The organism is Glycomyces sp. L485, from assembly GCF_022548875.1.
GTDB lineage: Bacteria > Actinomycetota > Actinomycetes > Mycobacteriales > Micromonosporaceae > Glycomyces.
Map to the genome: position 1 here is coordinate 19485 of NZ_JAKZEW010000023.1, position 24771 is coordinate 44255.

Annotated in this window: 24 protein-coding genes; 9 read left to right on the plus strand and 15 right to left on the minus strand. The window is 68.2% G+C overall.

Going from position 1 to position 24771, the window contains the following annotated elements; all coding sequences use genetic code 11:
• Positions 1-33: 33 nt before the first annotated feature.
• On the minus strand, positions 34-888 hold the full coding sequence (gene rsmI / locus L0U85_RS12685; RefSeq protein ID WP_347177438.1) for a 16S rRNA (cytidine(1402)-2'-O)-methyltransferase: 855 nt from the start codon (positions 886-888) through the stop codon (positions 34-36).
• Between the two features lie 201 nt (positions 889-1089).
• On the opposite strand from rsmI, the gene L0U85_RS12690 reads away from it, so the two are divergent.
• Complete coding sequence (locus L0U85_RS12690) at positions 1090-1740, plus strand: restriction endonuclease (protein ID WP_241378129.1); 651 nt, start codon at positions 1090-1092, stop codon at positions 1738-1740.
• 54 nt (positions 1741-1794) lie between these two features.
• Here L0U85_RS12690 and L0U85_RS12695 read toward each other — a convergent pair whose 3' ends face one another.
• From L0U85_RS12695 to L0U85_RS12705, 3 genes are read right to left on the minus strand one after another with little or no spacing between them, the layout of a single operon-like run.
• Complete coding sequence (locus L0U85_RS12695; protein WP_241378130.1) at positions 1795-3108, minus strand: trypsin-like peptidase domain-containing protein; 1314 nt, start codon at positions 3106-3108, stop codon at positions 1795-1797.
• A gap of 57 nt (positions 3109-3165) precedes the next feature.
• Positions 3166-4680, minus strand: coding sequence for a HAMP domain-containing sensor histidine kinase (locus L0U85_RS12700; protein WP_241378131.1), 1515 nt, complete (start codon positions 4678-4680; stop codon positions 3166-3168).
• Complete coding sequence (locus L0U85_RS12705; RefSeq protein ID WP_347177433.1) at positions 4677-5393, minus strand: response regulator transcription factor; 717 nt, start codon at positions 5391-5393, stop codon at positions 4677-4679. The genes L0U85_RS12700 and L0U85_RS12705 overlap by 4 nt, the downstream gene beginning before the upstream one ends.
• A gap of 287 nt (positions 5394-5680) precedes the next feature.
• Here L0U85_RS12705 and L0U85_RS12710 point away from each other — a divergent pair, with 287 nt between their 5' ends.
• From L0U85_RS12710 to L0U85_RS12730, 5 genes are all read left to right on the plus strand, one after another.
• The gene (locus L0U85_RS12710; RefSeq protein ID WP_241378133.1) at positions 5681-6040 is read left to right on the plus strand and encodes an STAS domain-containing protein; all 360 of its coding nucleotides are present in this window, start codon (positions 5681-5683) and stop codon (positions 6038-6040) included.
• Positions 6041-6173: 133 nt separating this feature from the next.
• A complete protein-coding gene (locus tag L0U85_RS12715; RefSeq protein ID WP_347177434.1) occupies positions 6174-9899 on the plus strand; it encodes a multifunctional oxoglutarate decarboxylase/oxoglutarate dehydrogenase thiamine pyrophosphate-binding subunit/dihydrolipoyllysine-residue succinyltransferase subunit in 3726 nt (1241 codons plus the stop codon).
• Positions 9900-10135: 236 nt separating this feature from the next.
• Positions 10136-11458 carry an extracellular solute-binding protein gene (locus L0U85_RS12720; protein WP_241378135.1) on the plus strand — a complete coding sequence of 441 codons (1323 nt, stop codon included), beginning with the start codon at positions 10136-10138 and terminating at the stop codon, positions 11456-11458.
• Between the two features lie 23 nt (positions 11459-11481).
• Positions 11482-12423, plus strand: coding sequence for a sugar ABC transporter permease (locus L0U85_RS12725; RefSeq protein WP_241378136.1), 942 nt, complete (start codon positions 11482-11484; stop codon positions 12421-12423).
• A gap of 1 nt (position 12424) precedes the next feature.
• Positions 12425-13315 carry a carbohydrate ABC transporter permease gene (locus L0U85_RS12730; RefSeq protein ID WP_241378137.1) on the plus strand — a complete coding sequence of 297 codons (891 nt, stop codon included), beginning with the start codon at positions 12425-12427 and terminating at the stop codon, positions 13313-13315.
• 61 nt (positions 13316-13376) lie between these two features.
• Here L0U85_RS12730 and L0U85_RS12735 read toward each other — a convergent pair whose 3' ends face one another.
• A complete protein-coding gene (locus L0U85_RS12735) occupies positions 13377-13871 on the minus strand; it encodes a hypothetical protein (protein ID WP_241378138.1) in 495 nt (164 codons plus the stop codon).
• Positions 13872-13957: 86 nt separating this feature from the next.
• Positions 13958-14920 (minus strand): zinc-binding dehydrogenase, encoded by a 963-nt coding sequence (locus L0U85_RS12740; protein ID WP_241378139.1) that lies wholly within the window; start codon positions 14918-14920, stop codon positions 13958-13960.
• A 157-nt stretch (positions 14921-15077) separates the two neighbouring features.
• On the opposite strand from L0U85_RS12740, the gene sodN reads away from it, so the two are divergent.
• Complete coding sequence (gene sodN, locus L0U85_RS12745; protein ID WP_241378140.1) at positions 15078-15485, plus strand: superoxide dismutase, Ni; 408 nt, start codon at positions 15078-15080, stop codon at positions 15483-15485.
• A gap of 231 nt (positions 15486-15716) precedes the next feature.
• Positions 15717-16169: an anti-sigma regulatory factor gene (locus L0U85_RS12750; RefSeq protein ID WP_347177435.1), complete on the plus strand. Its 453-nt coding sequence runs from the start codon at positions 15717-15719 to the stop codon at positions 16167-16169.
• 118 nt (positions 16170-16287) lie between these two features.
• Here L0U85_RS12750 and L0U85_RS12755 read toward each other — a convergent pair whose 3' ends face one another.
• Together L0U85_RS12755 and L0U85_RS12760 are read right to left on the minus strand one after the other, a co-directional pair.
• Positions 16288-16551: a WhiB family transcriptional regulator gene (locus L0U85_RS12755; RefSeq protein ID WP_241378142.1), complete on the minus strand. Its 264-nt coding sequence runs from the start codon at positions 16549-16551 to the stop codon at positions 16288-16290.
• A 755-nt stretch (positions 16552-17306) separates the two neighbouring features.
• A complete protein-coding gene (locus tag L0U85_RS12760; protein ID WP_241378143.1) occupies positions 17307-18263 on the minus strand; it encodes a diacylglycerol kinase family protein in 957 nt (318 codons plus the stop codon).
• A 32-nt stretch (positions 18264-18295) separates the two neighbouring features.
• Between L0U85_RS12760 and L0U85_RS12765 the strand changes: the two genes are divergently transcribed.
• Complete coding sequence (locus L0U85_RS12765; protein WP_241378144.1) at positions 18296-18775, plus strand: hypothetical protein; 480 nt, start codon at positions 18296-18298, stop codon at positions 18773-18775.
• Here the strand turns inward: L0U85_RS12765 and L0U85_RS12770 are convergent.
• From L0U85_RS12770 to L0U85_RS12800, 7 genes are all read right to left on the minus strand, one after another.
• Positions 18737-19411, minus strand: a complete 675-nt coding sequence (locus L0U85_RS12770; RefSeq protein WP_241378145.1) for a CbiX/SirB N-terminal domain-containing protein — start codon at positions 19409-19411, stop codon at positions 18737-18739. The genes L0U85_RS12765 and L0U85_RS12770 overlap by 39 nt on opposite strands.
• Positions 19404-20111 (minus strand): phosphoadenylyl-sulfate reductase, encoded by a 708-nt coding sequence (locus L0U85_RS12775; protein WP_241378146.1) that lies wholly within the window; start codon positions 20109-20111, stop codon positions 19404-19406. Before L0U85_RS12775 ends, L0U85_RS12770 begins: the two co-directional genes overlap by 8 nt.
• A gap of 5 nt (positions 20112-20116) precedes the next feature.
• Positions 20117-20338: a hypothetical protein gene (locus L0U85_RS12780; protein WP_241378147.1), complete on the minus strand. Its 222-nt coding sequence runs from the start codon at positions 20336-20338 to the stop codon at positions 20117-20119.
• Positions 20335-21996, minus strand: a complete 1662-nt coding sequence (locus tag L0U85_RS12785) for a nitrite/sulfite reductase (protein ID WP_347177436.1) — start codon at positions 21994-21996, stop codon at positions 20335-20337. Before L0U85_RS12785 ends, L0U85_RS12780 begins: the two co-directional genes overlap by 4 nt.
• Before the next feature lie 220 nt (positions 21997-22216).
• Complete coding sequence (locus L0U85_RS12790) at positions 22217-23695, minus strand: PAS domain-containing sensor histidine kinase (RefSeq protein WP_241378148.1); 1479 nt, start codon at positions 23693-23695, stop codon at positions 22217-22219.
• 59 nt (positions 23696-23754) lie between these two features.
• Positions 23755-24057: a DUF2469 domain-containing protein gene (locus tag L0U85_RS12795; RefSeq protein WP_241378149.1), complete on the minus strand. Its 303-nt coding sequence runs from the start codon at positions 24055-24057 to the stop codon at positions 23755-23757.
• On the minus strand, positions 24054-24770 hold the full coding sequence (locus L0U85_RS12800; RefSeq protein ID WP_347177437.1) for a ribonuclease HII: 717 nt from the start codon (positions 24768-24770) through the stop codon (positions 24054-24056). Before L0U85_RS12800 ends, L0U85_RS12795 begins: the two co-directional genes overlap by 4 nt.
• Position 24771 lies beyond the last annotated feature (1 nt).

The window sequence follows — 24771 nt, forward strand, 5'->3', positions numbered from 1 at the left end:
TGTAAGATCACGACTCTCCGACCGGGCGGGTGATCACCCGGTCGTGTTGATCAGCGCGTTGTAGACCTCGCGGCGGGGAACGCCGAATCGGGTCGCCACCTCTTTCATCGCGGCCTTGCGGTCCGTTCCCGCCGCTTCGAGGGCGGCCACCGCCGCCGCCAGAGCCTCCGGCGTGGCGTCTTCGGGGTCGGGCCCCGACCAGCCCTCGATCACCAGCGTGATCTCGCCGCGCGGCGGATCCGCCTGTGCCCCTTCGGCGAGCTCGCCGAGGCCGCCGCGGCGGACATCCTCATACGTCTTCGTCAGCTCCCGGCACAGCGCCGCGGCACGGTCCTCGCCGAAGGCTTCCGCCATGGCGCGCAACGTGTCCGCGATGCGCCGGGGCGATTCGAAGAACACCATCGTCCGCCGGTCCTCGGCCAGCGCCGCGAACAGCCGTCGACGCTCCCCCTCCTTGCGCGGCGCGAATCCCTCGAAGGAGAACCGGTCGCACGGCAGCCCGGACAGCGCCAGCGCGGTCGTCACAGCGCTCGGACCGGGTGCCGCCGTCACCTCGATGCCTGCGTCGATCGCGGCCCGGACCAGGCGATATCCCGGATCCGACACCGACGGCATGCCACCGTCGGTGATGACGGCAACTCGCTTTCCGTCATACAATTGTTCGATAAGTGAATCAGTCTTGCCCGCCTCGTTGCCTTCGAAATACGACGTGATCGTTGCTCGCGCGGTCACACCCAGTTCGCCGAGCAGGCGCTGGAGTCGCCGGGTGTCCTCTGCGGCTATGACGTCGGCGCGGGCCAGCTCGGACGCCACCCGAGGTGAGGCGTCCTCTGGATTTCCCAGCGGCGCACCGAGAAGCACCAGAACACCGCTTGATGATGTTGACACCCGACCAGTATCCACTACCGTGTTCGGCAGGACCGGTCTCGGTGACCGTGCGGCGACACCGCGCACATGCAAACTGCGCGGCCATGTTGTCGGGTACCGGACAGTGGCCTTACATATGAGCGAACAGTAACGGATACTCGTTGTAACAACACAGGCGACATAACGCAGCTGCACGCCCTTCCGAACACAGTGGAGGCCGCCATGTCCGTGACCCTAAGAGCAGGAGCGGGACTCGCCGCTCTCGTCATCGCCTACTTCGCTTTCGGGTTCATCGCCGAACACTGGGCATGGTTTGCGTCAATAGCGATCCTGTTGGGGGGCACGGCGCTAGCGGCCTGGGTACTCCTCCGCAGCCGCGGCCACGAGCATCAGGACCGTGCCCTGACCGCCGAGCGCCAAGAGCTCATGCGCAGCGTCAACAAGATGAACATCCCCACCTTCGACGCCACCGTCGCCCAGCTCCTGATCCGGCTCGACGCCAAGCGCGTCAAGAAGTTCGGGCACCGCCAGAACGACCTCGGCTGCAACTTCGTGGTCACCTTCAACAACGGCAAGCGCATCATCGTGCGCGCCAAGAAGGACGACCACGCCATGAAGCGCCAGAACGGCACCCGCCACGTCCAGATCCTCGGCGGGGAGATCAAGGCCCGCTGGGACTGCGACGCCGGGGTGCTCATCACCAACGCCAACCTGCACTGGCTCCACCACGCCGCCCGCAACGAGGCCGTCGCCGCCCAGCTCGGGGTCCTCATCGTCGACCGCGACCGCCTCGCCGAGTGGATCGACACCGGCGAGCCGCCCGCGGAGCTGCGCCCGGTGCGCGCCGCGCTCCAGAGCGCCGCGAAGCCCTGACTGGCCGAGGCCCCGGAGCCCCTCTCTGTGTGGCTCCGGGGCCTGCCTGCGCCGCTACCTGGACGTCAAGGTGACGTCGATGGTCTCCTCCTGGTCGTCCCTGACATAGGTGACGGTGATCTGGTCGCCGCTGGCTTTGCTCTGCACCGCCGAGACGACCTCGGAGGCGCTGGTGACCTGCGTGCCGTCGACCGCGGTGATGACGTCGCCCTCCTGCAGCCCGGCCTCGTCGGCCGGCGAGTCGGACTCGACGCCGAGGATCATCGCCCCGTTGCCCTGCGTGTCGCTCACCGACACGCCGAGATAGCCCTGCTCGACCGAGCCGTGCTCGATGAGCTGGTCCACCGTGTCCTCAACGGTGTTGGAGGGGATCGCGAAACCGAGGCCGACATTGCCCGACTCGGTCGAGAGGATCGCGGTGTTGATGCCGATCAGCTCGCCGTTCCCGTTGACCAGCGCGCCTCCGGAGTTGCCCATGTTGATCGCCGCGTCGGTCTGGATGAGGCCGGTGAGGGCCTCTCCGGGGGACTGGCCGAATCCGCGCTGCGGGTCTTCGCCAGACACCTGCATGGAGCGGTTGAGCGCCGAGACGATCCCGGTGGTGACGGTGCCCTCCAGGCCCAGCGGTGAGCCGATCGCGACGGTGGCGTCGCCGACCTGGACCTCGGCGGAGTCGCCCAAGGTGATCGGCGTCAGGTCGTCGACGCCTGAGACTTGGAGGACGGCCAGGTCCTGCGTGGGGTCGGTGGCCACGATCTCGGCGTCGGCGGTGTCGCCGTCGGGGAAGCGCACCTGGGCGGCGTTCGCGCTCTCGACGACGTGGTTGTTGGTGACGATGTAGCCGTCGTCGGAGTAGACCACGCCCGAGCCCTCGGCGGAGTTGGTCACGATGGTCACCACCGACGGGCTCACCTCCTGGACGATCTCGGTGTAGGTCTTGCCGGAGCCGGCGTCCATCGACACCGACTCGACGACGGTGGTCGACTCCTCCCTGTCCGACAGGAACCATCCGGCGACGCCTCCGGCCCCGCCCGCGACCAGCGCCAACGCGAGTGCGCCGGCGACCAGCCCGGCGCGGCCGTGTTTGGGCGGGGCCACGGCGGTGCCGGGGCCGGCGTAGGCGGGCGGGGGCCCGGGGTTCGGCGCCCAGGCGCCGGGCGAAGCACCCGGCGCCGCCATGTGCGGTGGCGCGACCGCCGCGGCGGCGTTCTGGTCGGGGTGCATGACACGGGTCTGCTCGGGTGCGGGGGCGGGTTCCGGCGCGGTCCGCGACGCCTCGTCGGCCTCGTGGTTCGGTGTTTCGGATGCCTTTTCGGGGCCCTGGTCCCGGCCCTCCTCGGGGCTCGGCATGGTCTCGGCGTTGCTCATATAAGGGAGCATGCTGCCGCAGGCTCTCGCTTCGCTGCGAAAACGCCTTAAAACCCTTTAATGCTCCTCCGGGTCGCGCCCGGGGTCGTCCGCGGCGCCCAGACGCACGGTGAACACGGTCCCCCGGCCCGGCTCGGACTGGACCGAGACGGTGCCGCCGTGGGCCTTCACGATGGCCGCGACGATCGCCAGGCCGAGCCCCGATCCGGGGTGACTGACGACCTCGGAGCGGAAGAACCGCTCGAAGACCCGCTCAGCCGTCGCGGGCGTCATGCCGGGGCCGTCGTCGGCGACGCGCATCACGACGTCGTCGCCGTCGGCGGCGACTTCGACGACGATGCGGGTGCCCGGAGAGGTGTGCCGCACGGCGTTGGTCAACAGGTTGTCGAGGACCTGCCGGATACGGGCCCGGTCGACGGCCACGACGGTCGGCGCTCCGGGCGCGGACTTGAACTCGAACTCGTGGCTCTCGGCGACGACGGCGTGCTCGGTGACGGCCTCGTGCCCGAGCACGGCGAGTTCGACCGGCTCGGTCTCGACCGGCCGCTCCTGGTCGAGCCGGGCCAGATGCAGCAGGTCACCGACGAGCAGCCCCATCCGCTTGGCGGCGTCCTCGATCTGCCCGATGTAGTGCTGGCGGTCGGCCTCGGGCATGTCCGGATTGGCGCGAACCAGCTCGGCGAAGCCCCTGACGCTGGTCAGCGGCGTGCGCAGTTCATGCGAAGCATCGGCGATGAACTCCCGCATGCGCCGCTCGGAGTCGTGCGCGCGCCCCTCGGAGTGCTCCCTCGCCCGGATCGAGCTCTCGATCTTGCCGAGCATCGAGTTGATGGCGTAGCCGACGCGGCCGACTTCGGTGGCCGGATCGTGGTCGGGCACGCGGCGCGAGTAGTTCCCGGCCGCGATCATCGCGGCGGTGTTCTCGATCTGGCGCAGCGGCGAGAGGCTGGCCCGAACCAGGCCGACGCCGAGCGCGGCGAGTCCGGCCAGGACGCCCGTGCCGATGAGGATGTCGACCCACACCAGGCCGGCGACGGTCTTGTCGAAGTGAGCGAGCCGGTAGGACAGGACGTAGTGGGCGGCTCGCTCGCCGGTCTCGACCTTCGGGTCGTAGTCCTCGTGCTCGGTGCCGACCTCGGTGCCGGGCAGGGCGAGGACGCGCCATCGGGTGGTGCCGTCCGCGGCGAGCGCGGTGAAGCCCTCGCCGCGCGCCTTGCGCAGGTCCTCGAGGGAGAACACCGGCGAGTCGGAGCGGTTGGCGGGCACGTCGATGCGATTGCCGTCGTCGTCCACCAGGCTGAAGATGTACTGGTTGGGCCGCACGCCGAGGCTGGTGGCGGCCTCCCCGTCGGACTGGGTGCTGAAGGACCTGGAGTCGCCCTTGAGGAGCGTGTCCTCGAGCTCTTCGTCCACATTGCTGAGGAAGTAGGAGTGCAGGGCCAGGATCGTGGAGACGCTGATGAGGATGAGCGACCCGGCGACCAGTGCGAGCACGGCGGCGGTGAGCCTCACCCGCAGGGGCGTGCGGTCCCACCGCTCCCTGACTGCCTCGACGATGCGGAGTCCGCTCAACGATTCTGCTCCCGCAGGACGTAGCCGATGCCCCTGAGGGTCTGGATGAGCTTGGGGTCGCCGGTGTCGACCTTGCGGCGCAGGTAGGAGACGTAGGACTCGACGATGCCGTCGTCGCCGCGGAAGTCGTAGCGCCACACGTGGTCGAGGATCTGCGCCTTGGACAGGACCCGCCCGGCGTTGATCATGAAATAGCGCAGGAGCTTGAACTCGGTGGGCGAGAGCTGGACGGCCTCGCCGGCGCGCCAGACCTCGTGGGTCTCCTCGTCGAGCTCGAGGTCGGCGTATTTGAGGCGGGAGGGCCGCGGCAGCTCGCCGGCGCTGCGGCGCAGGACGGCGCGGATGCGGGCGACGACCTCTTCGAGCGCGAACGGCTTGGTGATGTAGTCGTCGCCGCCGGCGGACAGGCCGGTGACGGTGTCGGCGGTGTCGTCGCGGGCGGTGAGGAACAGCACCGGGGTGTGGTCGGATCCGGAGCGAAGGCGTCGAACGACCTCGAAGCCGTCGAAGTCGGGCAGGTTCACGTCGAGGACGACCAGGTCGGGGCGGTGTCGCGCGACCGACCGCAGCGCCTCGTCGCCGGTGCCCACGGCGTGGACCGCGAATCCGGCGTAACGCAGGGAGGTGGCGAGCAGCTCGCAGATGTTCTCCTCGTCTTCGACGACGAGGAGTGTGGCCTCGGACTGGGTGTTCGACTGGGGCATGGACCTCATCTTCACATGTCGGCAGGCGGCTGGCCAGGGGTCGTTCAGAGGATACGTCCCGTCATCGGGCCCGCCAACCGTCCCGGGTTTCGCGGCCGGACACGCCGATGCAGAACGTGATGCGGCGGCATCAACCGATGGGGCGCATCACTGTCGGGCGGATCATGGCCGCACTTCCCGGTCAAGTCGGCGTGCGCGGTCTGTTTTCAGTCGGCGGCGTCGGATAGACTTTGTGTCGCAGCCGAGTACGGCAGGTGCTCGGGCCGTGACACCCTACAAGTCTGTTAGGTGAGTTCATGACGCTGTCAATCGAGACCGGCACGACCGAGAACGGGGTCGTCACCGTAGAACTGGCCGGCGAGGTCGACTACGCGACAGCTCCCCAGATCCGCGAGACCATCACGAACGCCCTGGAAGCCGGCGGTGTGACGGCCATCCGGGTCGATGTCGCCAAGGTGACGGTGCTGGACTCGACGGGGATCGGGACGATCGTGGTCGCCTACCGGATCGCCCGGGAGATGGGCGTGGAGCTGGCCGTGGTCAATCCGAACCGCTTCATCACCCGCCTGTTCACCGTCGTCGGCGCCGAAGAACTCCTGGAAGAGCCCACTGAGACGTTCACGGCGAAAGAGCGCAGCGCCTCCCGGACCGCATAGCGTCAGACGTCACTAGTGACCGGTCCCGCAACGGCGTCACCGGTACTACCGTTTTTCCGCCTCACGGTTACCCTTGATCGGGGGACTGCTGTCCCCGTCCACGCAGCGTCTGCAAAGAAGAGGCGATTCAGCTGTGTCGAGTTCGACTCAGGGCAGCCCGTTGACCGATTTCGGTGCCAACGAGTGGCTGGTCAACGAGATGTACGAGCGTTACCGCGAAAACCCCGACAGCGTCAGCGCCGGTTGGCGGGAGTTCTTCGGCGGCGATCCGATGAGCGTCGGCCTCGCCGACGTGGGCGAGACCGCGGCCGAGGCCGCTCCCACCCCGGACGCGTCGGCGAAGACCGAGGCCGAGACGGTCTCCGCAGGCGGACCCGCGCCGCAGACCGAGCAGGTCGAGAAGCCCAAGGTGGTGCCGAAACCGACCCGTGAGTCGACTCCGGCCACGGCGACGCCCGCTTCCCAGCCCGAACCATCGAAGAAGGCGACCCCCACCGTGAACGAGTCCGGCTCCAAACCCCTCAAAGGCGTCGCCGCCAAGGTCGCGCAGAACATGGACGCCTCGCTGGAGATCCCCACGGCCACATCCGTGCGGGCCGTCCCGGCGAAGCTGCTGTTCGACAACCGAGTGGTCGTCAACAACCACCTCAAACGCAGCCAGGGCGGCAAGGTCTCCTTCACTCACCTGATCGGCTACGCACTGGTGCAGGCGGTCAAGGCCCACCCGGGCATGAACGCCTCCTACAAGAGCGTCGACGGCAAGCCGACCCTGGTGACGCCCGAGCACATCAACCTCGGCCTCGCGATCGACCTCGCCAAGCCCGACGGCTCCCGCACCCTCGTGGTGCCGTCCATCAAGAACTGCGAGTCGATGGACTTCCGCGAGTTCTGGCACGCCTACGAGGACCTGGTGCGCAAGGCCCGCAACAACAAGCTCACCATGGAGGACCACTCCGGGGCGACGCTCACGCTCACCAACCCCGGCGGGATCGGCACCGTCCACTCGGTGCCGCGCCTGATGAAAGGCCAGGGCCTCATCGTCGGCGTCGGCGCCATGGAGGTGCCCGCCGAGTTCGCCGGGGCCTCCGACGAGACCCTCGCCGACCTGGGCGTCTCTAAGATCATGACGGTCACCTCGACCTACGACCACCGCATCATCCAGGGCGCCGAATCCGGCCAGTTCCTCGCGACGCTCCACCAGCTGCTGCTCGGCGACGACTTCTTCGACTCGGTCTTCCGCAGCCTGCTCATCCCCTACGAGCCGGTGCGCTGGGTCAGGGACGTCGCCAAGACCCACGAGGGCCAGATCGACAAGAACGCCCGCGTCATCGAGCTGATCCACGCCTACCGGGTCCGCGGCCACCTCATGGCCGACACCAACCCGCTGCACTACGAGATCCGCCACCACCCGGACCTCGACATCCTCTCCCACGGGCTGACCCTGTGGGACCTCGACCGGACGTTCCCGGTCGGCGGCTTCGCCGGCCAGCAGCGCATGAAGCTGCGCGAAATCCTCGGCGTCCTGCGCGACTCCTACTGCCGGCGCATCGGCGTGGAGTACATGCACATCCAGGACCCCGAGGAGCGCGAGTGGCTCCAGCGGCGCATCGAGGTGCCGTTCGAGAAGCCGAAGACCGAGACGCAGAAGCACATCCTCGGCCGCCTCAACGCCGCCGAGGCGTTCGAGACGTTCCTGCAGACCAAGTTCGTCGGCCAGAAGCGCTTCAGCCTCGAAGGCGGCGAGTCGCTCATCCCGCTGCTCGACCAGGTCCTGAACCAGGCGGCGGGCTCCGAGCTCGACGAGGTCGTCATCGGCATGCCCCACCGCGGGCGCCTGAACGTCCTGGCGAACATCGTCGGCAAGAAGCTCTCCAAGATCTTCACCGAGTTCGAGGGGCACATCGACCCCAAGAGCATCGGCGGCTCCGGCGACGTCAAGTACCACCTGGGCATGACCGGCAAGTTCACCTCCCCCGACGGCAGGGCCGAGACCACCGTGTCGGTCACGGCGAACCCCTCGCACCTGGAGGCGGTCAACCCGGTGCTCGAAGGCATCGTGCGCGCCAAGCAGGACCGACTGAACCTCGGCGAGGACGGCTTCACCGTCCTGCCCGTCGCCATCCACGGCGACGCCGCGTTCGCCGGCCAGGGCGTGGTCGCCGAGACGCTGAACCTCTCGCAGCTGCGCGGCTACCGCACCGGCGGCACCGTCCACGTCGTGGTCAACAACCAGGTCGGCTTCACCACCGCCCCGGCCCACTCGCGCTCCAGCCTGTACTGCACCGACGTCGCCCGCATGATCCAGGCGCCGATCTTCCATGTCAACGGCGACGACCCCGAAGCGGTCTGCGAGGTCGCGAAGCTCGCCTTCGCCTACCGCCAGCAGTTCCGCAAGGACGTCGTCATCGACATGGTCTGCTACCGGCGCCGCGGCCACAACGAGGGCGACGACCCGAAGATGACCAACCCGCAGATGTACCAGGTCATCGACGCCAAGCAGTCGGTCCGCAAGCTCTACACCCGCGCGCTCATCGGCCGCGGCGACATCACCATGGAGGACGCCGAGGAGGCCCTCGCGGACTACCAGCAGCAGCTGGAGCGCGTCTTCCGGGAGACCAAGGAGGCCCTCGCGGGCCAGACCGGGCCGATGCCGTGGCGCCACCAGCCCGAGCCCGTCGCCGACATCGACACCTCTGTGGACGCCGAGACCATCGCGATGATCGGCAAGGCGCACACCACGCTCCCCGAAGGGTTCGGCCCGCACAAGTCGGTCCGCAAGGTCCTGGAGAAGCGCAGCGAGATGTCCGCCTCGGGCAATGTCGACTGGGCCTTCGCCGAGACTCTCGCGTTCGGCTCGCTGCTGATGCAGAACAAGGCGATCCGCCTCGCCGGACAGGACTCCCGCCGCGGCACGTTCGTGCAGCGCCACGCCGTCGTCATCGACCAGGAGACCGGCCGCGAGTACACGCCGCTGGCCCACCTGGGCGAGCAGACCGAGCGGTTCTTCGTCTACGACTCGCTGCTCTCGGAATTCGCCGCGATGGGCTTCGAGTACGGCTACTCGGTCGAGAACCCGGGCATGCTGGTGGCCTGGGAGGCCCAGTTCGGCGACTTCGCCGACGGCGCCCAGACCATCGTCGACGAGTTCATCTCCTCGGGCGAGGCCAAGTGGGGCCAGCACTCGGGCGTCGTGCTGCTGCTGCCGCACGGCCACGAGGGCGCCGGCCCCGACCACACCTCGGGCCGCATGGAGCGGTTCCTGCAGATGTGTGCCGACGAGAACATGCGCATCGCCAACTGCACCAGCCCGGCCAACTACTTCCACCTCCTGCGCCGCCAGGCGCTGGACCCGGTCAAGAAGCCGCTGGTCGTGTTCACGCCGAAGTCGCTGCTGCGCCACAAGGCCGCCGTCAGCCAGCTCGACGAGTTCACCACCGGCCGCTTCCAGCCGGTCATGCCCGACCCGGCGGTCGTCTCCGGCGACATCAGGCCCGAAGACGTGCGGAAGGTCCTGCTGTGCTCGGGCAAGGTCTACTACGACCTGGCAGGCGCCCGCTCGCAGCGCGGCGTCACCGACACCGCGATCCTGCGGGTCGAGCAGCTGTACCCGCTGCCGGCCGAGGAGCTGCGAGGCGCGCTGGCCGCATTCCCGAACGCCGCCGAGACCGCCTGGGTCCAGGAGGAGCCGGCGAACCAGGGCGCCTGGTCGCACATCGCGCTCAACCTGCTGGAGGAGCTCGGCGGGGTCCACCTGCGCCGGATCTCGCGTCCCGCCGCCGCAGCGCCGTCGACCGGTTCGCCGAAGGTCCACGAGATGGAGCAGCAGGCACTCGTCGACGTCGCGGTGCCGAAGCCGTAGCGACGGGCGAATGATCTTGCGAGCCTGACGAATACGCGTCGAGAGAAGGGGGAAGCCGTACGGCTTCCCCCTTCTCTCGTGCATCACCTGCTCAACATCGAAATCAATTGAAACATAAACCTAAATAGATACCGGTTCCGCTCTTGACGTCCTTGCGCGTTAGCGATAACAATGTCGTTTAGATCATGCATTCTTCGCGACTGCGGCAACAACTATCACATTGGAGTGATACGTACATGCGGAACAATCCCTCGCCCCCGGGTCCGGTATCCCGGCGGGCACTCCTTTCGGGCACGGCGGCCGCCACGGGCCTGGGCCTGGCCGGATGCGGTTCGGCGACCGACGCGTTCAGCGGCCGGACCACCGTCAAGCAGTGGAACCTCCTGGCCGGCTCCGACGGCGCGATCATGACCGACATGCACGGCCAGTTCATGGACGAGGCCGACGTCGACCTCAAGGCCACCACCTTCGCCTGGGGCACACCCTTCTACACCAAGCTCGTCATGGGCGCCTCCGGCGGCAACGCCGCCGACGTCGCCACGATCCACCTCTCCCGGCTCGAGAGCCTCTCCCCCGCCACCCTCCTCGACGCCATCGAGATCGACGAGATCGTCGAGGCGGGCCTCGACCCCGAAGACTTCTCGCCGACGATCTGGGAGCGGTGCTTCTCCGACGACCGGCTCTACGCCATCCCCCTCGACACGCACGTCCTCGTCAACTACTACAACCGGACCCTCTGCGGCGAGGCCGGCGTGCTCAACGCCGACGGCACCCTCCTGGAGACCCACGGCGTCGAGGAGTACTTCGACCTGCTCAGAGCGGTCAAGGGTGTCACCGGCGAGTACGGCACCTCCCTCGACACCAACGCCGGATGGCGCCAGTTCTGGGCCTGGTACCGCCAGCAGGACGGCGAGTGGACCTTCCACGCGGACGGCCACGAACTCGACGACGACAAGGCCCTCGCCGCCATCGACGTCATGTGGCGCATGGCCGAGGAGGAGCTGTGCCCGCGCATCTCCGACGGCGCCCAGACCGCCGCCAACTTCGAGAACGGCGCCGCCGGGCTCGTCCAGGTCGGCAACTGGGAGATCGCCCGCTTCCGCGCCTTCGACGAGGCGCAGGGGCTCGACTTCTCCATGAGCGAGATGCCCGACTTCTTCGGCAATCGCCGCACCCAGGGCGACGTCCACGCATTCGTGCTCCCGCGGCACAACAGTTGGGACCCCGAGGTCCGCCCGGCCACGATCGAGTACGTCTCCTGGATGCTGCGCAACAGCTTCCAGTGGGGCGCCGGCGCGGGGCACACCCCCGCCTACCTGCCCGTCACCGAGAGCCCCGAATACCAGGCGCTGCAACCCAACGCCGAGTACTCCGGCGTGGTCGACAACGTCCAGTTCGATCCCGAGGTCTGGTTCTCCGGATCGGCCGCGCGACTGGCCGACGAGGTCGCCCAGGTCCTCGCCGGTGTCTACGCGGGCAACACCAACCCCGAGCAGGCGCTCGACGCCATCAAGGCGCGAGCGCAGACGCTGGTCGAACTGCCGAACCCGATCGACTGAAACGATTCATAGGGACCTCTCTGATGACTACTGACACCGACACGTCCGCAGCGGCGCGGGCGGCGGAGAAACCACCGTCAACGACACCGGACCGCGCGCCGAGACGCCGTTCCTGGATCGGGCTCTGGTTCGTCCTGCCGTTCACCGCCGTCTACGCCGTCTTCCTGCTCTGGCCGATGATCCTCGGCCTCTACTACTCCTTCACCGACAAGAGCCTCACAGGCCGCCCGGTCGACTGGATCGGCCTGGCGAACTGGACCGAGGCCTTCGGCGACCCCAAAGCGTGGGACTCGCTGTGGAACACCGCGTGGTTCACCATCCTGAGCACCCCGCCGCTGGTGATCCTGGGCCTCGCCTTCGCGCTCTTGGCCCACCGCGCCCGCAAGCTGGGCTGGTTCCTGCGGCTGTCGTTCTTCGCGCCGTTCGTCATCCCCGTCTCCGTCGTCACCTTGATCTGGGTCTGGATGTACCAGCCCGACGGCGGGCTCATCAACCACTACCTCGGCGAATGGGGCCTGGGCGGCGACCGGCTCTGGATCTTCCAGGAAGACGCCATGGGATCGGTCGTCACCACCACCGTGTGGTGGACGCTCGGCTTCAACTTCCTGCTCTACCTCGCCGCCCTCCAGACCATCCCGACCGAGGTCTACGAGGCGGCCGACATCGACGGCGCGAACCCGGTCCAGAAGCTGTGGAGCATCACCCTGCCGCTGCTCAGGCGCACCACGGCGCTCGTGATCGTGCTCCAGCTGATCAACTCGCTGCGCATCTTCGACCAGTACTACCTCATGGCCGGCGGCGGATCGAACCTCTCGCCGGAGAACGTGTTCATCCAGTACGTCTACAACGCCGGCTTCGTGGGATTCCGGGTCGGCTACGCCTCGGCGCTGTCGTACATCCTGTTCGCCTTCATCCTCATCGTCGCCCTCGTCCAGTTCCGACTGCTGTCCAGGAAGGAGGACTAACGTGACCACCGTGCAAGAGAGGCCACCGGCCCCCGAGAGAGAACCCCGCACGATCAACAGGAAGCGCGGCCGGATCACCGCCGGCTCCGCCCTGGTCTACCTCGCGGCCTTCTTCCTGGCCCTGCTGTGGCTCGTGCCGTTCCTGTGGGCACTGTCCACCTCGTTCAAGACCGAGACCGAGGCCAGCCTCGGCCAGCCCATCCGCTGGATCCCCCAGGACTGGTCGCTGGAGGGCTACCGGGTCCTGTTCGAACGCGGAGACCACCTCACCTGGATGATCAACTCCACCGTGGTCTCCACGATCGTCACCGTCCTGACCCTCGGGCTGTGCGTCCTGGCCGCCTACGGATTCTCCAGGCTCGACTTCCCGGGCAAAAAGGTCATCTACGCGGTCATCCTCGCCGGGATCATGATCCCTCCGCAGGCACTCATCATCCCGCTGTTCGACGTCGTCAGCGCCCTGCGGATGGTCGACACCTACTGGGGCCTGGCGCTCCCGCAGGTCGTCGCACCGGTGATGATCTTCATCCTCAAGCGCTTCTTCGACGCCATCCCCCGCGACTACGAAGAGGCCGCGAAGCTCGACGGCGCCGGGCACCTCCGGATCCTGCGGAGCGTCATCCTGCCGCTGTCCGGCCCGATCCTCGCGGCCGTCGGCATCTTCACCTTCATCGGCTCCTGGAACAACTTCCTGTGGCCGCTGCTGGTCGCCAACGACCCGTCGATCATGACCCTCCCGGTCGGCCTCGGCGTCGTCGCGGGAGGCTACGGCCTGTTCTACGCCCAGAACATGGCCGCGGCGATCCTCGGCGCACTGCCGCTCCTGATCGTGTTCATGCTCTTCCAGAAGCAGATCGTCAGAGGCGTCGCCGGCGTCGGCCTCAGCCGCTGACCGACCGACATCGCGATGCGGGGCGGGGCCCGACGGCTCCGCCCCGTTCGCGTCACCGAGATCAGAAGAAGCCGACCCGTTCCAGGCACGACGCCGGGCTCCACCCGACCGTGGTGCCCGAATGCACCCTGATCCACTCCGTGTCCCACGACAGGCCCGCGCAGCCGAGCGTCCTCTCGCCCTCCCTGGGCTCGCACGAGCCGTTGATCTCGTCGCCGCTCCAGATCCTCACGAGCCGTTTCGAACTCATCTTCGAGTCCGTGAAGATCGAGACGCCGAACGTCGCGTGCACCTCGTACCGGCACAGCATCAACTGCTCACCGGCGTTCTCCTCCGACAGGACCGTCGCCTGCGCCGCCACCGCGCGCCCCTCGGCGGGAACCGAACCGGTGCCGCCCGTATCCGCCGCCGACCCTTCGCCGCGCTCGATCAGCGTCGCGACCACCACGACGATGGCCGCGGCGATCGCGAGCTTGAGCACGGCCTTCTTCGTGACCGCCCATACGCTCCCGGCACCGGACTTCATCCCGCCCTTGAGCCGTTCGACAACTGACATGGTCGCCCTCCCCTGATCAGTACAGGGTGAAGGCCCCCAGGACCGGTCGGCGGCGAAACCGTCCAGAAACCCGGCCACAGTCGTACTTACGACGCTGTGACCACGACCTTTCCGAAGGCGTCTCCCGAGGCCAGGCGGCGCAGCGCCGCCCCGGCGTCGGCCAGCGCGTGGCTGGAGTCGATGGCCGGCCGCACGTCGTTCGCCTCGCAGAACGCGATGAGCTCGGCCAGCTCGTCTTTGGTGCCCATGGTCGAACCGAGGATCTCCAGTTGCTTGAAGAACACGTGCCGCAGGTCGATCTTGGGGGCGTGGCCGCCGGTGACGCCGCAGACGACGAGGCGCCCGCCGGGTTTGAGGGACTTGATCGAGTGCTCCATGACCGGTTCGCCGACCGAGTCGACGACCACGTCGACGCGTTCGGGCAGACGTGCGCCGGGCTCGACGGCCTCTGCGCCGATCGCGGCGGCCTTCTCGCGGCGTTCGGCCTCGCGGCCGGTGGCGTACACGCGGGCGCCCATGGCCTTGGCCAGGACGATCGCGGCGCTGGCGACCCCGCCGCCGGTGCCCTGGACGAGGACGGCGCCGCCTTCAGGGAGCCGCCCGCGGGAGGTGAGCATGCGCCACGCGGTCAGGTAGGCCGTGGGCAGGCAGGCGGCCTCGGCGGAGCTCCAACCTTTCGGCTTGGGCACGAGGTTGTGGGCGGGGACGGCGACCGTCTCGGCGAGGGTGCCAGGGTAGTGCTCGGACAGGAGGGTGCGTCTGGGGTCGAGGGTCTCGTCGTCGAGGGAGGGGTCGGCGATGACCGGGTAGACCACGACCTCGTCGCCGTCGGGGGTGGTGCCGACGGCGTCGGTGCCGAGGATCATCGGGCACTGGTCGGCGCTGAGGCCGACGCCGGCGAGGGACCAGAGGTCGTGGTGGTTGACCGAGGCGGCGGTGAGGGCGATTCGCGTCCAGTCGTCCGGGACGTCGGGCGGCGGCATCTCACCCACCGAGAGCGCCGAGAACGGATCGTCGGGATTCACATTGCGGGCGTAAGCGGCGAGCATCGGCAACAGACCTCCATCTTGGCGAACGCACTGTCCATCATGGTTTTCAGATGGACTTGTGTTGCGTCTCTAACTGTAGGGGTACCCACGGGATCGGCCCTTCGAGAGGTAGGGTCAGCACTGGAATCACGCCCACTGGAAAGAAGCTGGAGGGGCAATGTTGAAGCCTCTGTTCAAGCGGCTGCTGCCGCAGATTTCGGCTTCGGCTCACTGCGACCTGCCGTGCGGGGTCTACGACCCCGCCCAGGCCCGCATTGAAGCGGAGTCGGTCAAAGCGATCTGCGAGAAGTACCAGGCCAACGAGGACCCGGAGTTCCGCGCCCGTGCTCTCATGATCAAAGAGCAACGCGCCCAGCTGGTGAAGGAACACCTCTGGGTGCTGTGGACCGACTACTTCAAGCCGCCGCACTTCGAGAAGTACCCGCAGCTGCACACGCTGGTCAATGAGGCGACGAAGCTCGCGGGGGCTTCCGGCTCCAAGGGCAGCGCCGATCCCCAGGTCGCCGAGGAGCTGCTCGCGAAGATCGACCAGATCGCCGAGATCTTCTGGGAGACGAAGAAGTAACTCGTCGGTCTGCGACTACGGAACGCCCGTGTGGCCCGGCATCCCGGGTCGCGCGGGCGTTTCACTGCGTCTGGGCGCGGTGTCCGATCGGCGGGGGGCTCCCGCGTGGCCGATGTGGGATCAGCGGGTGAATCGGGCAGGGCGGTCCCCGCCTGTCGGAGGCTCCCACTATCCTTTGCACCTGGAGCTGCTGGAGACCGCGAGGTCTGCACAACGTCACAGGGAGCGGCCATGCCGGTGAGCGAAGATCGCGAAGACGTGCTGCTGCTCGACGTCCCGGCGACGGGCGACTACCTCTCGGTGCTGCCCACCGCCACGGCCGCGGTGGCAACACGGCTGGGCTTCTCGCTCGACGAGATCGAGGACCTCCGGGCGGCGGTGAACGCCGCCGTTACGCTCCTGCTCCCGCCCGAGCCCGGCCGCCACAGGCCGTTCCGCAGGCGCAGTGGGGACGACGCCCTCCACTGCCGTCTGGAGGTGGGTGTCGAGACGCTCCAGATCGTGCTGAACCGACCGAAGGGCGAGCCGCTCCCCGACAGTGGCACCTACCAATGGCAGGTCCTCAGGGCGCTCACCGACGAGGTGGACTCGGAGGTCGATGGTCCGGCGTCGACGATCCGGATCAGGCAGCGGCGCCCCTCGACCGAGGCGGACGCCGACACCCAGGCGCACCGGATCCGCTGATCGCGGAGGCTGAAAAGCTTGAAGGCCCGGCGCGTGCGCCGGGCCTTTCAAGCTTCTTGTCTACTCAATTCGAGGGATGGCCTGGTTTCAAGGGACTGCGAGCCGAACGACTCTGCGCTCAGCTGACGGCCTGGGCGGCCAGCGGGCGCAGGGCACCGGAGCGGCGCTTGAGCTCGCGGCGCTCCAGCTCGCTCATTCCACCCCATACGCCGGCGTCCTGGCCGGTCTCGAGCGCCCACCGCAGGCACTCCTCGGTGACAGGGCAGCGCCTACAGACGTTCTTGGCCTGCTCGATCTGCGTCAGAGCCGGGCCGGTGTCCCCGATGGGAAAGAACAGTTCGGGGTCCTCGTCTCGGCAAATGGCCTCGTGGCGCCAATCCATCAAAACATCTCCTTGCTGAATAATCAGACATTTGCTTACACGGTGTTATGAATAGCTTGCAGTTCGGGCGAATGCGGTTCGATCGCCAACGCACGCAATCCCGTCCGGTCCCGCATTGAGGACGGTTGCACCTTCGCGCACGATAGTGGCGGCCGATCGCGGAGAGTACCGGTATCCCGACAAGGGCAACCGTTATTACCGCGAGTGCGGAGTCGCTCTCATTCGCATCAGCGCCATTGCTGAACGCTTGGGCACAAGCGAGAGCATCCGCCGGCGCACCGGGTCGGCCGTTCGACAATCGACGGCCCGCACCTTGACCCGGCCACCTTGTGAATACTTTCACAAGGATTGGATTTGTCAAGAGGTTCGACTCCGGAAACCAGCTCGAAGTGAGTGAACTCACCGAGCTACCTCGACGAAGACTCGTGACCGCGCCTTCCGAAGCACAGGCGGACACCGCCGGGACCCCTACCGCGGGATCCCCGGGGCGGCTCCCATGTCGCCCCCGGGAGGGGGGCGATGACAGCGAGTCGAACCGGTTTGACACACTGGTACTCAAGCTGGACGAAGTGAAGACTTGAAAGCTTCGTCACGGTTGAGCACTCGGCAACGAGACTCATCCAATGCCCGGTCATTACGCACCGAAAATACGATATTCGTTTATGAAGCCCCACGCCGCCTTGTAAGGCGGCGAAATCAACCTTGCCTGCTCCGTGTCGACTTGTCAACACCCACGCTCAGGTTTTCCCAAGTTGTTAGCAGGCCACCCGCAATGCCCCGGGAACCGAAGTCAATTCGAGTTCCGTGCGCTCTCCGAGATAGTCCCCATCGAGCTGGAACGCCTGCGGGAGCGATGCACGCACGCGAATCCGCGAAAGATCGTGATGCGTGACCGCGTGCTTACCGTCCGGACCCTCGCGGCCCACCAGTAGTGAGGCGGCGGTTCGGGCGGTGGCCGACAATCCAAGTTTACGCAGAATCAAGACGTCAAGTCCAGCATTAAAGGATGCCCGCGCGTTGAGATTCACCGGAAGGGTGCCAAGATACGTCCAAGGTGCGCAGTTCTGGACGACGACCATGCCGGTAGAGGTGTCCGTCTCACCTGAAGACATCTCAACTTCCATCGACTCGCCTTCCACGCCATGCTCATTCAGCTCAGCCATGACGGCTCGCGCATAGTGTGCGCCGAAGTTGCGACCGTTGCGGCGATAGGTCTCCACGCGCTTGATGACCGACGCGTCCCAGCCGAGACCGGCACAGAATGTGAAGAAGCGCTCTTCTTTTTCATCGGCGACTCGCCCGAGGCCGACCGTGCGGGGCCGACCGCCTTCGAGGGCGGCGACGATCTCCCCGACGGCCTTGCGCCGGTCCCACGACAGCCCCAGGGCCCTGGCGAACACGTTGGTCGACCCGCCGGGGATCGGCGCGAACACCGGCGCCTCGGCCGCCGTGCGGCCGTCGGCGAGCAGTCCGTTGACGACCTCGTTGACGGTGCCGTCACCGCCGAGGCTGAGGACGACGTCGAAGCCCTCACCGGCGCCACGCTTGGCGATCTCCTCGGCGTGGCCGCGGGAGTCGGTCTGCCGGACCGTCACGTCGACCACCGCCTCGAGCTTCTTGACGACGCGCTTGAAACGGCGTCGAGAGGTGCTCGAGGCCTTCGGGTTCACGATGAGCAGACCACGCTGTGGCACCGGTTGCAGGGCGTGCATAGGCGCAGCGTAGCCCGGGATACGGTTGGCGAGTGAATGAAACCGACGCCGACATGGGCGCCGTCACCGATTCGCCGGGTGACGACTACCGACCCTGGACCGTGTTCGCCGCAGCCGGACTGTTCTGGCTGCTCGCAATCGGACTCGCCGCGGCCGGAGTGTGGGGCGTCACGCAGATCGTCACCGGCGACGTCGACTCTGCAAGCGCAGCAGTGGGAGTGGCGGTCATCGCCTGGCTCCTAGGAGCCTACTACTGGCTGATCGGAAGACGATTCCTCCAAGGCCGCAATGTGATCGCGCAGGCCGTCTTCCAGTCGCTGCTGTGGGTGCCGGTCGGGTACTTCCTGCGGGACGCCGCGCATCCGGCGCTCGGACTGACCGCGTGGGGGCTGGCGGCGGTGATGCTGGCGCTGATCTTCGCGCCGCCGACACGCAAGGCGGTCGGTTTCGGCGAGAACCGGGCGTTCGGGGAGTTACACCTCGGCGGCTCGTGCGGCGATGAGTTCCAGTAGCTCAGGGGCCGTGCCGAGCGGCTCGCCGACGTGGACGACGCCCGCCGAGCGGGCGGACTCGACGGCCGCGTCGCAGAGCAGTCCCGGCGCGACGAAGTAGCAGACCGCGGCTATGCGCCGTGCTCCGGCGCTCTGGAGCTGTCCGACCGCCTGGGCCGCGTTCAGGCCCGGGCCCGAGGCGAATCCGGCGAGCGCCTTGACTCCGGCGCGCCGGGCGACCTCCTCGGCTATGTGGTGGACGTGCGCGCGGCCGGAGTCGACCCGCGTCCCGGCCGCGCAGACCACGACGCCGTCGACGTCTTCGGGCAGACCGCGGATCAGGGCCTCGGCCAGGGAGGCGTCGCCAAGCGGACGGGCCACGTCGACCTTCAGGCCGGGACGAGCCTCCACGGCACGCCTGGCGACCTCCGGCAGATCGGTCTGAGAATGGTAGGCATCGGTCAGCAGCAGCGGCAGCGCCACGGCCCGCTCGACGCCCGCATCGGCGAGATCGGTCAGGACCTCGACCGGTTCCGGCTCGTTGAACTCGAGGAACCCGACGCGGGCGCCGACGGCGGCCGCGATCTCACGCACGGCCTCCGGCGACCTCGGGTCGGGGCTGCCGTGCGCGACGAGGACGACGGCCCCCTCAGGCATGGAGTCCGCATTCGGTCTTGTCGAACGCGGCCCAGCGGCCGGCGCGCGGGTCCTCCCCCGGCTCGGTCCGCCGCGTGCACGGCCAGCAGCCGACCGAGCGGAAACCGTCACCCAGCAGCGGGTTGACCGGGATGTCGTAGCGCTCGATGTAGGCGAGCTGGTCGGCCTCGGTCCACTTGGCGATCGGGGAGACCTTGACCTTCCTGCGGGAGACGTCGAAGTCGACCACGCGGGTGTTCGCCCGGGTCGGCCCCTCGTCACGGCGCAGGCCCGTGGCCCAGCCGTCGTAGTCGGCCAGGGCTTCGTTGAGCGGCAGGACCTTGCGGAGGGCGCAGCACTCGTCGGGGGCGCGCTCGAACAGCCTCGGGCCGAACTCGGCGTCCTGCCCCAGCACGGACTGGTCGGGCCGGATGGAGCGGACGTTCACGTCCATCGTCGATGCCACGAAGTCGCGGACCTGAAGGGTCTCGGGGAAGTGCAGCCCGGTGTCGAGGAAGACCACGTCGATGCCGGGGGCGACCTTCGAGGCGAGGTGGACGACGGCGGCGTCGGCCATCGACGAGGTCACGCAGAAGCGCTCGCCGAACTCGCCTACGGCCCATTCGAGGATGTCGGTGGCAGAGGCGTCTTCGAGGCGCTTGCCCGCCTCGGCGGCGAGGTCGCGGAGTTCGAAGGGGTCCCGGTTCGTCGTGCTGCTCATGCGATCTACTCCGATTCGGGGTCGGGCGGGGTGCTCCCGCCGGTGAACGGCGCTTCTACGGTCGGCGGCGCGGCCATCCCGTGGTACTTGAGGGAGAACACACGGGTGCAGTCTCGGCAATGCCAACCTGATCGGATCTCGACGTCGCTGTCGGGTTCCGGCTCGTAGGGCCTGAGGTCTTCCTCTCCGCAGTACGGGCAGTAATAGGGAACGACGCGGCCGCTCACTTCAATTCCTCTTCGTCGGCCCGGTGGACCCACTGTGCGAACGTCTCGCCCTGCGACCTGCCCGCGAGGTAGCGCCGCGTGACGCGTTCGACATAGTCGCCGAGGTCTGCGGAGGCGACCTTCAGGCCGCGGGACTTGCGCCCGAGGCTCGCCGCGGCCGCGTGGCCGCCGCCGAGGTGGACCTGGAAGCCCTCGACCTGCCGCCCGTCGACGGTGATGAGCTGGCCCTTGAGGCCGATGTCCGCGGTCTGGGTACGCGCGCAGGCGTTGGGGCAGCCGTTGACGTGGACGGAGATCGGCGTGTCGAGTTCGGGGACGCGCTTCTCGAGCTCGGCGACGAGGTCGCGGGCGCGGTCCTTGGTGTCGACGATGGCGAGCTTGCAGAACTGGATGCCGGTGCAGGCCATGGTGGCGCGGCGCCACGGCGAGGGGTTGGCCGACAGGCCGATCGCCTCGAGGTCGGCGACGGCCTCCTCGACGCTCTCGGGTGCGACGTCGAGCAGCAGCAGCTTCTGCAGCGGCGTGGCGCGGATGCGGTCCGAGCCGTACTTCTCGGCGATGTCCGCGAGCTGGCCGAGGACCGTGCCGCTGACGCGCCCGGCGACGGGGGCGACGCCGATGAAGAAGTTGCCGTCGTTCTGCTTGTGGACGCCGATGTGGTCGAGGAGCTTCTCGGGGACCGGCGGCGCCTCGAGGTCGGGGAGCTTGCGTCCGAGGTAGGCCTCGCTCTCCAGGACCTCGCGGAACTTCTCTGCGCCCCAGTCCTTGACGAGGAACTTCAGGCGGGCGCGGGTGCGCAGTCGCCGGTAGCCCCAGTCGCGGAAGATGCGGACGACGTTGACCCAGACTTCCTCGATGTCCTCCTGGGAGACCCACACGCCGAGGCGCTTGGCGAACATCGGGTTGGTCGACAGTCCGCCCCCGACCCAAAGGTCGAAGCCGGGTCCGAGCTCGGGGTGGTGGGCCCCGACGAGCGAGATGTCGTTGGTCTCGTAAGGGCTGTCGGGCAGCCAGCTGATCGACGACTTGAACTTCCGCGGCAGGTTCGACAGCGAGCGGTCGCCGACGAAGCGGTCGTGGATGGCCTTGATCTGCGGAGTGGGGTCGATCACCTCGTCCTCGGCGACACCGGCGGCCGGGGAGCCGAGGATGACGCGGGGGCAGTCGCCGCACGCCTCCTGGGTGTCGAGGCCCACCGCTTCGAGGCGGCGCCAGATCTCGGGGACGTCCTCGATGCGGATCCAGTGGTACTGGACGTTCTCGCGGTCGGTGACGTCGGCGGTGTCGCGGGCAAACTCCTTGGAGATCTCCGCGACGGTGCGCAGCTGCTCGCGGCTGAGCTGGCCGCCGTCCATGCGGACGCGCATCATGAAGTGGCTGTCGTCCAGCTCCTCCTCTTCGAGGATCGCGGTCCTGCCGCCTTCGATGCCGGGCTTGCGCTGGGTGTACAGGCCCCACCAGCGGAAGCGCCCGCGCAAGTCGGCCGGGTCGATCGATTCGAAGCCGCGGTGCGCGTAGATGCCCTCGATGCGCTGCCGCACATTCAGCGGGTTATCGTCCTTTTTGGACTGCTCGTTCTTGTTGAGCGGCTCGCGGTGGCCCATGGCCCACTGGCCCTGGCCTTTCGGGCGGCTGGGTTTGCGCGTTGGCGTTGGCACGGTTCTCCTGAATCCAGACACGGGTGTGGCACGGTTCGACGGCGGAAGCCGGAAGCGGTTTAAGCGCGCATCAGACAGGCGGCGCTGAACACACGGCAGAAGTCGACGTGGCGGCGTGCCACCAGTCGGAGTCCGTGTGCGCGAGACATGCGAGCAAGCATGCCATATCCGGTCGAGATTTGACACCCTCGTCCCGCCACCTGGACAACTGCCGGATCGGTCACTGGAGTGCGAAGTCGACCACCGCTTCGGTGCCGCCGTCCTCGCGCGGGCGCATGTCGATGGTGCCGCGCAGTTCGCCGGTGACGAGCGTGTGGACGATCTGGAGTCCGAGCCGGTTCGAGCCCGCGATCCGGAAACCTTCCGGCAGGCCCTTGCCCTGGTCGGACACGGTGACGCGCAAGCGATCGCCGTCGCGGGCGACGCCGATGACGACCTCGCCATCCTGGCCGGGAGGGTAGGCGTGCTCGACGGCGTTCTGAATGAGCTCGTTGACGACCATCACCAGCGGTGTCGCGTACTCGCTCGGCAGGACGCCGAAGGTGCCCTCGCGCCGGAGCGTGACCTTCGACTCGGCTACGGAGACCTCGACGGCCATGGAGGCGACCCGGTCGACGATCTGGTCGAACCCGACCGACTCGTCCGAGGACTGCGCGAGGGTCTCGTGGACGAGCGCGATGGACGCGACGCGTCGCACCGACTCCTCAAGGGAGACACGGGCCTGGGGAGAGCCGACGCGGCGGGCCTGGAGGCGCAGCAGCGCGGCGACGGTCTGGAGGTTGTTCTTGACGCGGTGGTGGATCTCGCGGATCGTGGCGTCCTTGGTGACCAGTTCGCGGTCGAGGCGGCGGACCTCGGTGATGTCGCGCACCAGGACGAGCGCGCCGGCGGCCTTGCCGCCCGGGCGCAGCGGCAGCGCCCGCATGAGCACCGTCGCACCCTTCGCCTCGATCTCCTTGCGCCGCGGCGTCCCTCCGGAGAGCGCCTCGGTGATCCGACGGGCGGCGTCGGCCCCGGTCTCGGCGTCGCCGGGCAGGCTGCGGGTCAGCTCGGCGAGGTCCCGGTCCCGCAGGTGCCCGGTGACGCCCATGCGACGGTAGGCGGACAGGGCGTTCGGGGAGGCGTAGCGGACGAGGCCGTCGGCGCCGATTCGGACCAGGCCGTCGCCGATGCGCGGTGCGGTGGTCGGCTCGCCGGGCAGAAGCGGGGGCGGGAAACCGCCGTCGGTGAGCATCTGCACCAGGTAATCGGCGGTCTTGAGGTAGTTGAGCTCCAGGTGGGAGGGGCTGCGAGTGTCGGAGAGGTTGGTGTCGCGGGCGGCGACGGCGATGACCTGGCTGCGGTCGCGACGGCGGACCGGGATGGCCTCGTGGCGGGCGGCGACGTCGCCGCGCCAGACCGGGTCGCCCTCGCGGAAGATGCGGCCCTCGGTGAACGCGACGTTCAGGTGCGCCGCGTCCTCGCCCTCGACGATGCGCCCGACCTGGTCCTCCTCGTACGCGGTGGGGCCGGTGGTGGGCCGGACCTGGGCGAGGCAGACGTACCGGCCGGGGTGGTCCTTGACGGCCGCCCACAGCAGGAAGTCGGCAAAGGACAGATCGGCGAGCAGCTGCCATTCGGCTACGAGACGCTGGAGGTGGGCACCGGAGTTCGAGGAGAGGTCGGTGTAGGAGCTGACGACATCGCGGAGTGTTGACACGCCACAATCCTAGCGGCGTCGTCACCCCGCGTTCCCGTCCAGTTTCGGACGCTCGCGCCCTACGGGAGCGTCATGTCGGGCTTGTCGAGCTCCTCCACGTTCACGTCCTTGAAGGTCAGCACCCGCACGTGCTTGACGAACCGGGCGGGACGGTACATGTCCCACACCCACGCGTCGGTCATCTCGACCTCGAAATACGTCTCGGCGTCCGCGCCTTTGACGTGGACCTCCACCGCGTTGGCCAGGTAGAACCGCCGCTCGGTCTCGACGACGTAAGTGAACTGCCGCACGATGTCGCGATACTCGCGGTACAGCTGCAGTTCCATGTCGGTCTCGTATTTCTCGAGGTCCTCGGCGCTCAACACTGCTCCTTCATCTCAACGGCCTCTCCCACGATAGTGCGCCCGCCCCCGAAGCGGCCCGCGGCTGGCCGGGCGCCGGAGTGCTCGGCCACGTTGGCGTACGACATCCGGTGCTCCTCGCAAGGTCCCCGTTCGGCGAGCGCCGCCGCGTGCGCCGGCGTTCCGTATCCCTTGTGCTCGGCGAAGCCGTAGTGAGGGTAGCGTCCGTCCAATTCCGCCATCAGACGGTCGCGGGTGACCTTCGCGACCACCCCTGCTGCGGCGACGCACGCGGCGGTCCGGTCGCCTTTGACGACGCCAAGGCTCGCGACCGGCATCCCGGCGACGGGGAAGCCGTCGGTGAGCACGTAGCCGGGGCGCGAGGCGAGCCTTGCGACGGCGGCCCGCATGCCTTCGAGGTTGCACACCCCGACGCCGCGCAGGTCGATCTCGGCCGGGCCGTAGGCGACCACGGCGATGTCGGCGGCCGAGCGGCGGAGCCGCTCGAGGACGCGTTCTCGGGCGCCCTCGGTCAGGAGTTTGGAGTCGCCCAGTTCACTCACGCGCGCACTCGGTGGCAGGATCACCGCGGCGACGACGAGCGGGCCCGCGCAGGCGCCTCGTCCTGCCTCGTCGACGCCGGCGACCGGCCCGAGGCCGCGCCGGCCCAAGGCCGCCTCCAGCGAGTACAGGTCGCTGTCTCGGCGCATGCGGGAACGGGTCGGGCGTATCACG

Excerpts from the sequence above, each read along its gene's own strand:
- L0U85_RS12770 (WP_241378145.1), bottom strand. The coding sequence starts at position 19,411 with ATGCCTGAGGGGGCCGTCGTCCTCGTCGCGCACGGCAGCCCCGACCCG.
- L0U85_RS12735 (WP_241378138.1), bottom strand. The coding sequence starts at position 13,871 with ATGTCAGTTGTCGAACGGCTCAAGGGCGGGATGAAGTCCGGTGCCGGG.
- L0U85_RS12740 (WP_241378139.1), bottom strand. The coding sequence starts at position 14,920 with ATGCTCGCCGCTTACGCCCGCAATGTGAATCCCGACGATCCGTTCTCG.
- L0U85_RS12725 (WP_241378136.1), top strand. The coding sequence starts at position 11,482 with ATGACTACTGACACCGACACGTCCGCAGCGGCGCGGGCGGCGGAGAAA.
- L0U85_RS12760 (WP_241378143.1), bottom strand. The coding sequence starts at position 18,263 with ATGCACGCCCTGCAACCGGTGCCACAGCGTGGTCTGCTCATCGTGAAC.
- L0U85_RS12755 (WP_241378142.1), bottom strand. The coding sequence starts at position 16,551 with ATGGATTGGCGCCACGAGGCCATTTGCCGAGACGAGGACCCCGAACTG.
- L0U85_RS12690 (WP_241378129.1), top strand. The coding sequence starts at position 1,090 with ATGTCCGTGACCCTAAGAGCAGGAGCGGGACTCGCCGCTCTCGTCATC.
- L0U85_RS12750 (WP_347177435.1), top strand. The coding sequence starts at position 15,717 with ATGCCGGTGAGCGAAGATCGCGAAGACGTGCTGCTGCTCGACGTCCCG.
- L0U85_RS12695 (WP_241378130.1), bottom strand. The coding sequence starts at position 3,108 with ATGAGCAACGCCGAGACCATGCCGAGCCCCGAGGAGGGCCGGGACCAG.
- L0U85_RS12705 (WP_347177433.1), bottom strand. The coding sequence starts at position 5,393 with ATGAGGTCCATGCCCCAGTCGAACACCCAGTCCGAGGCCACACTCCTC.
- L0U85_RS12775 (WP_241378146.1), bottom strand. The coding sequence starts at position 20,111 with ATGAGCAGCACGACGAACCGGGACCCCTTCGAACTCCGCGACCTCGCC.
- L0U85_RS12720 (WP_241378135.1), top strand. The coding sequence starts at position 10,136 with ATGCGGAACAATCCCTCGCCCCCGGGTCCGGTATCCCGGCGGGCACTC.
- L0U85_RS12710 (WP_241378133.1), top strand. The coding sequence starts at position 5,681 with ATGACGCTGTCAATCGAGACCGGCACGACCGAGAACGGGGTCGTCACC.
- sodN (WP_241378140.1), top strand. The coding sequence starts at position 15,078 with ATGTTGAAGCCTCTGTTCAAGCGGCTGCTGCCGCAGATTTCGGCTTCG.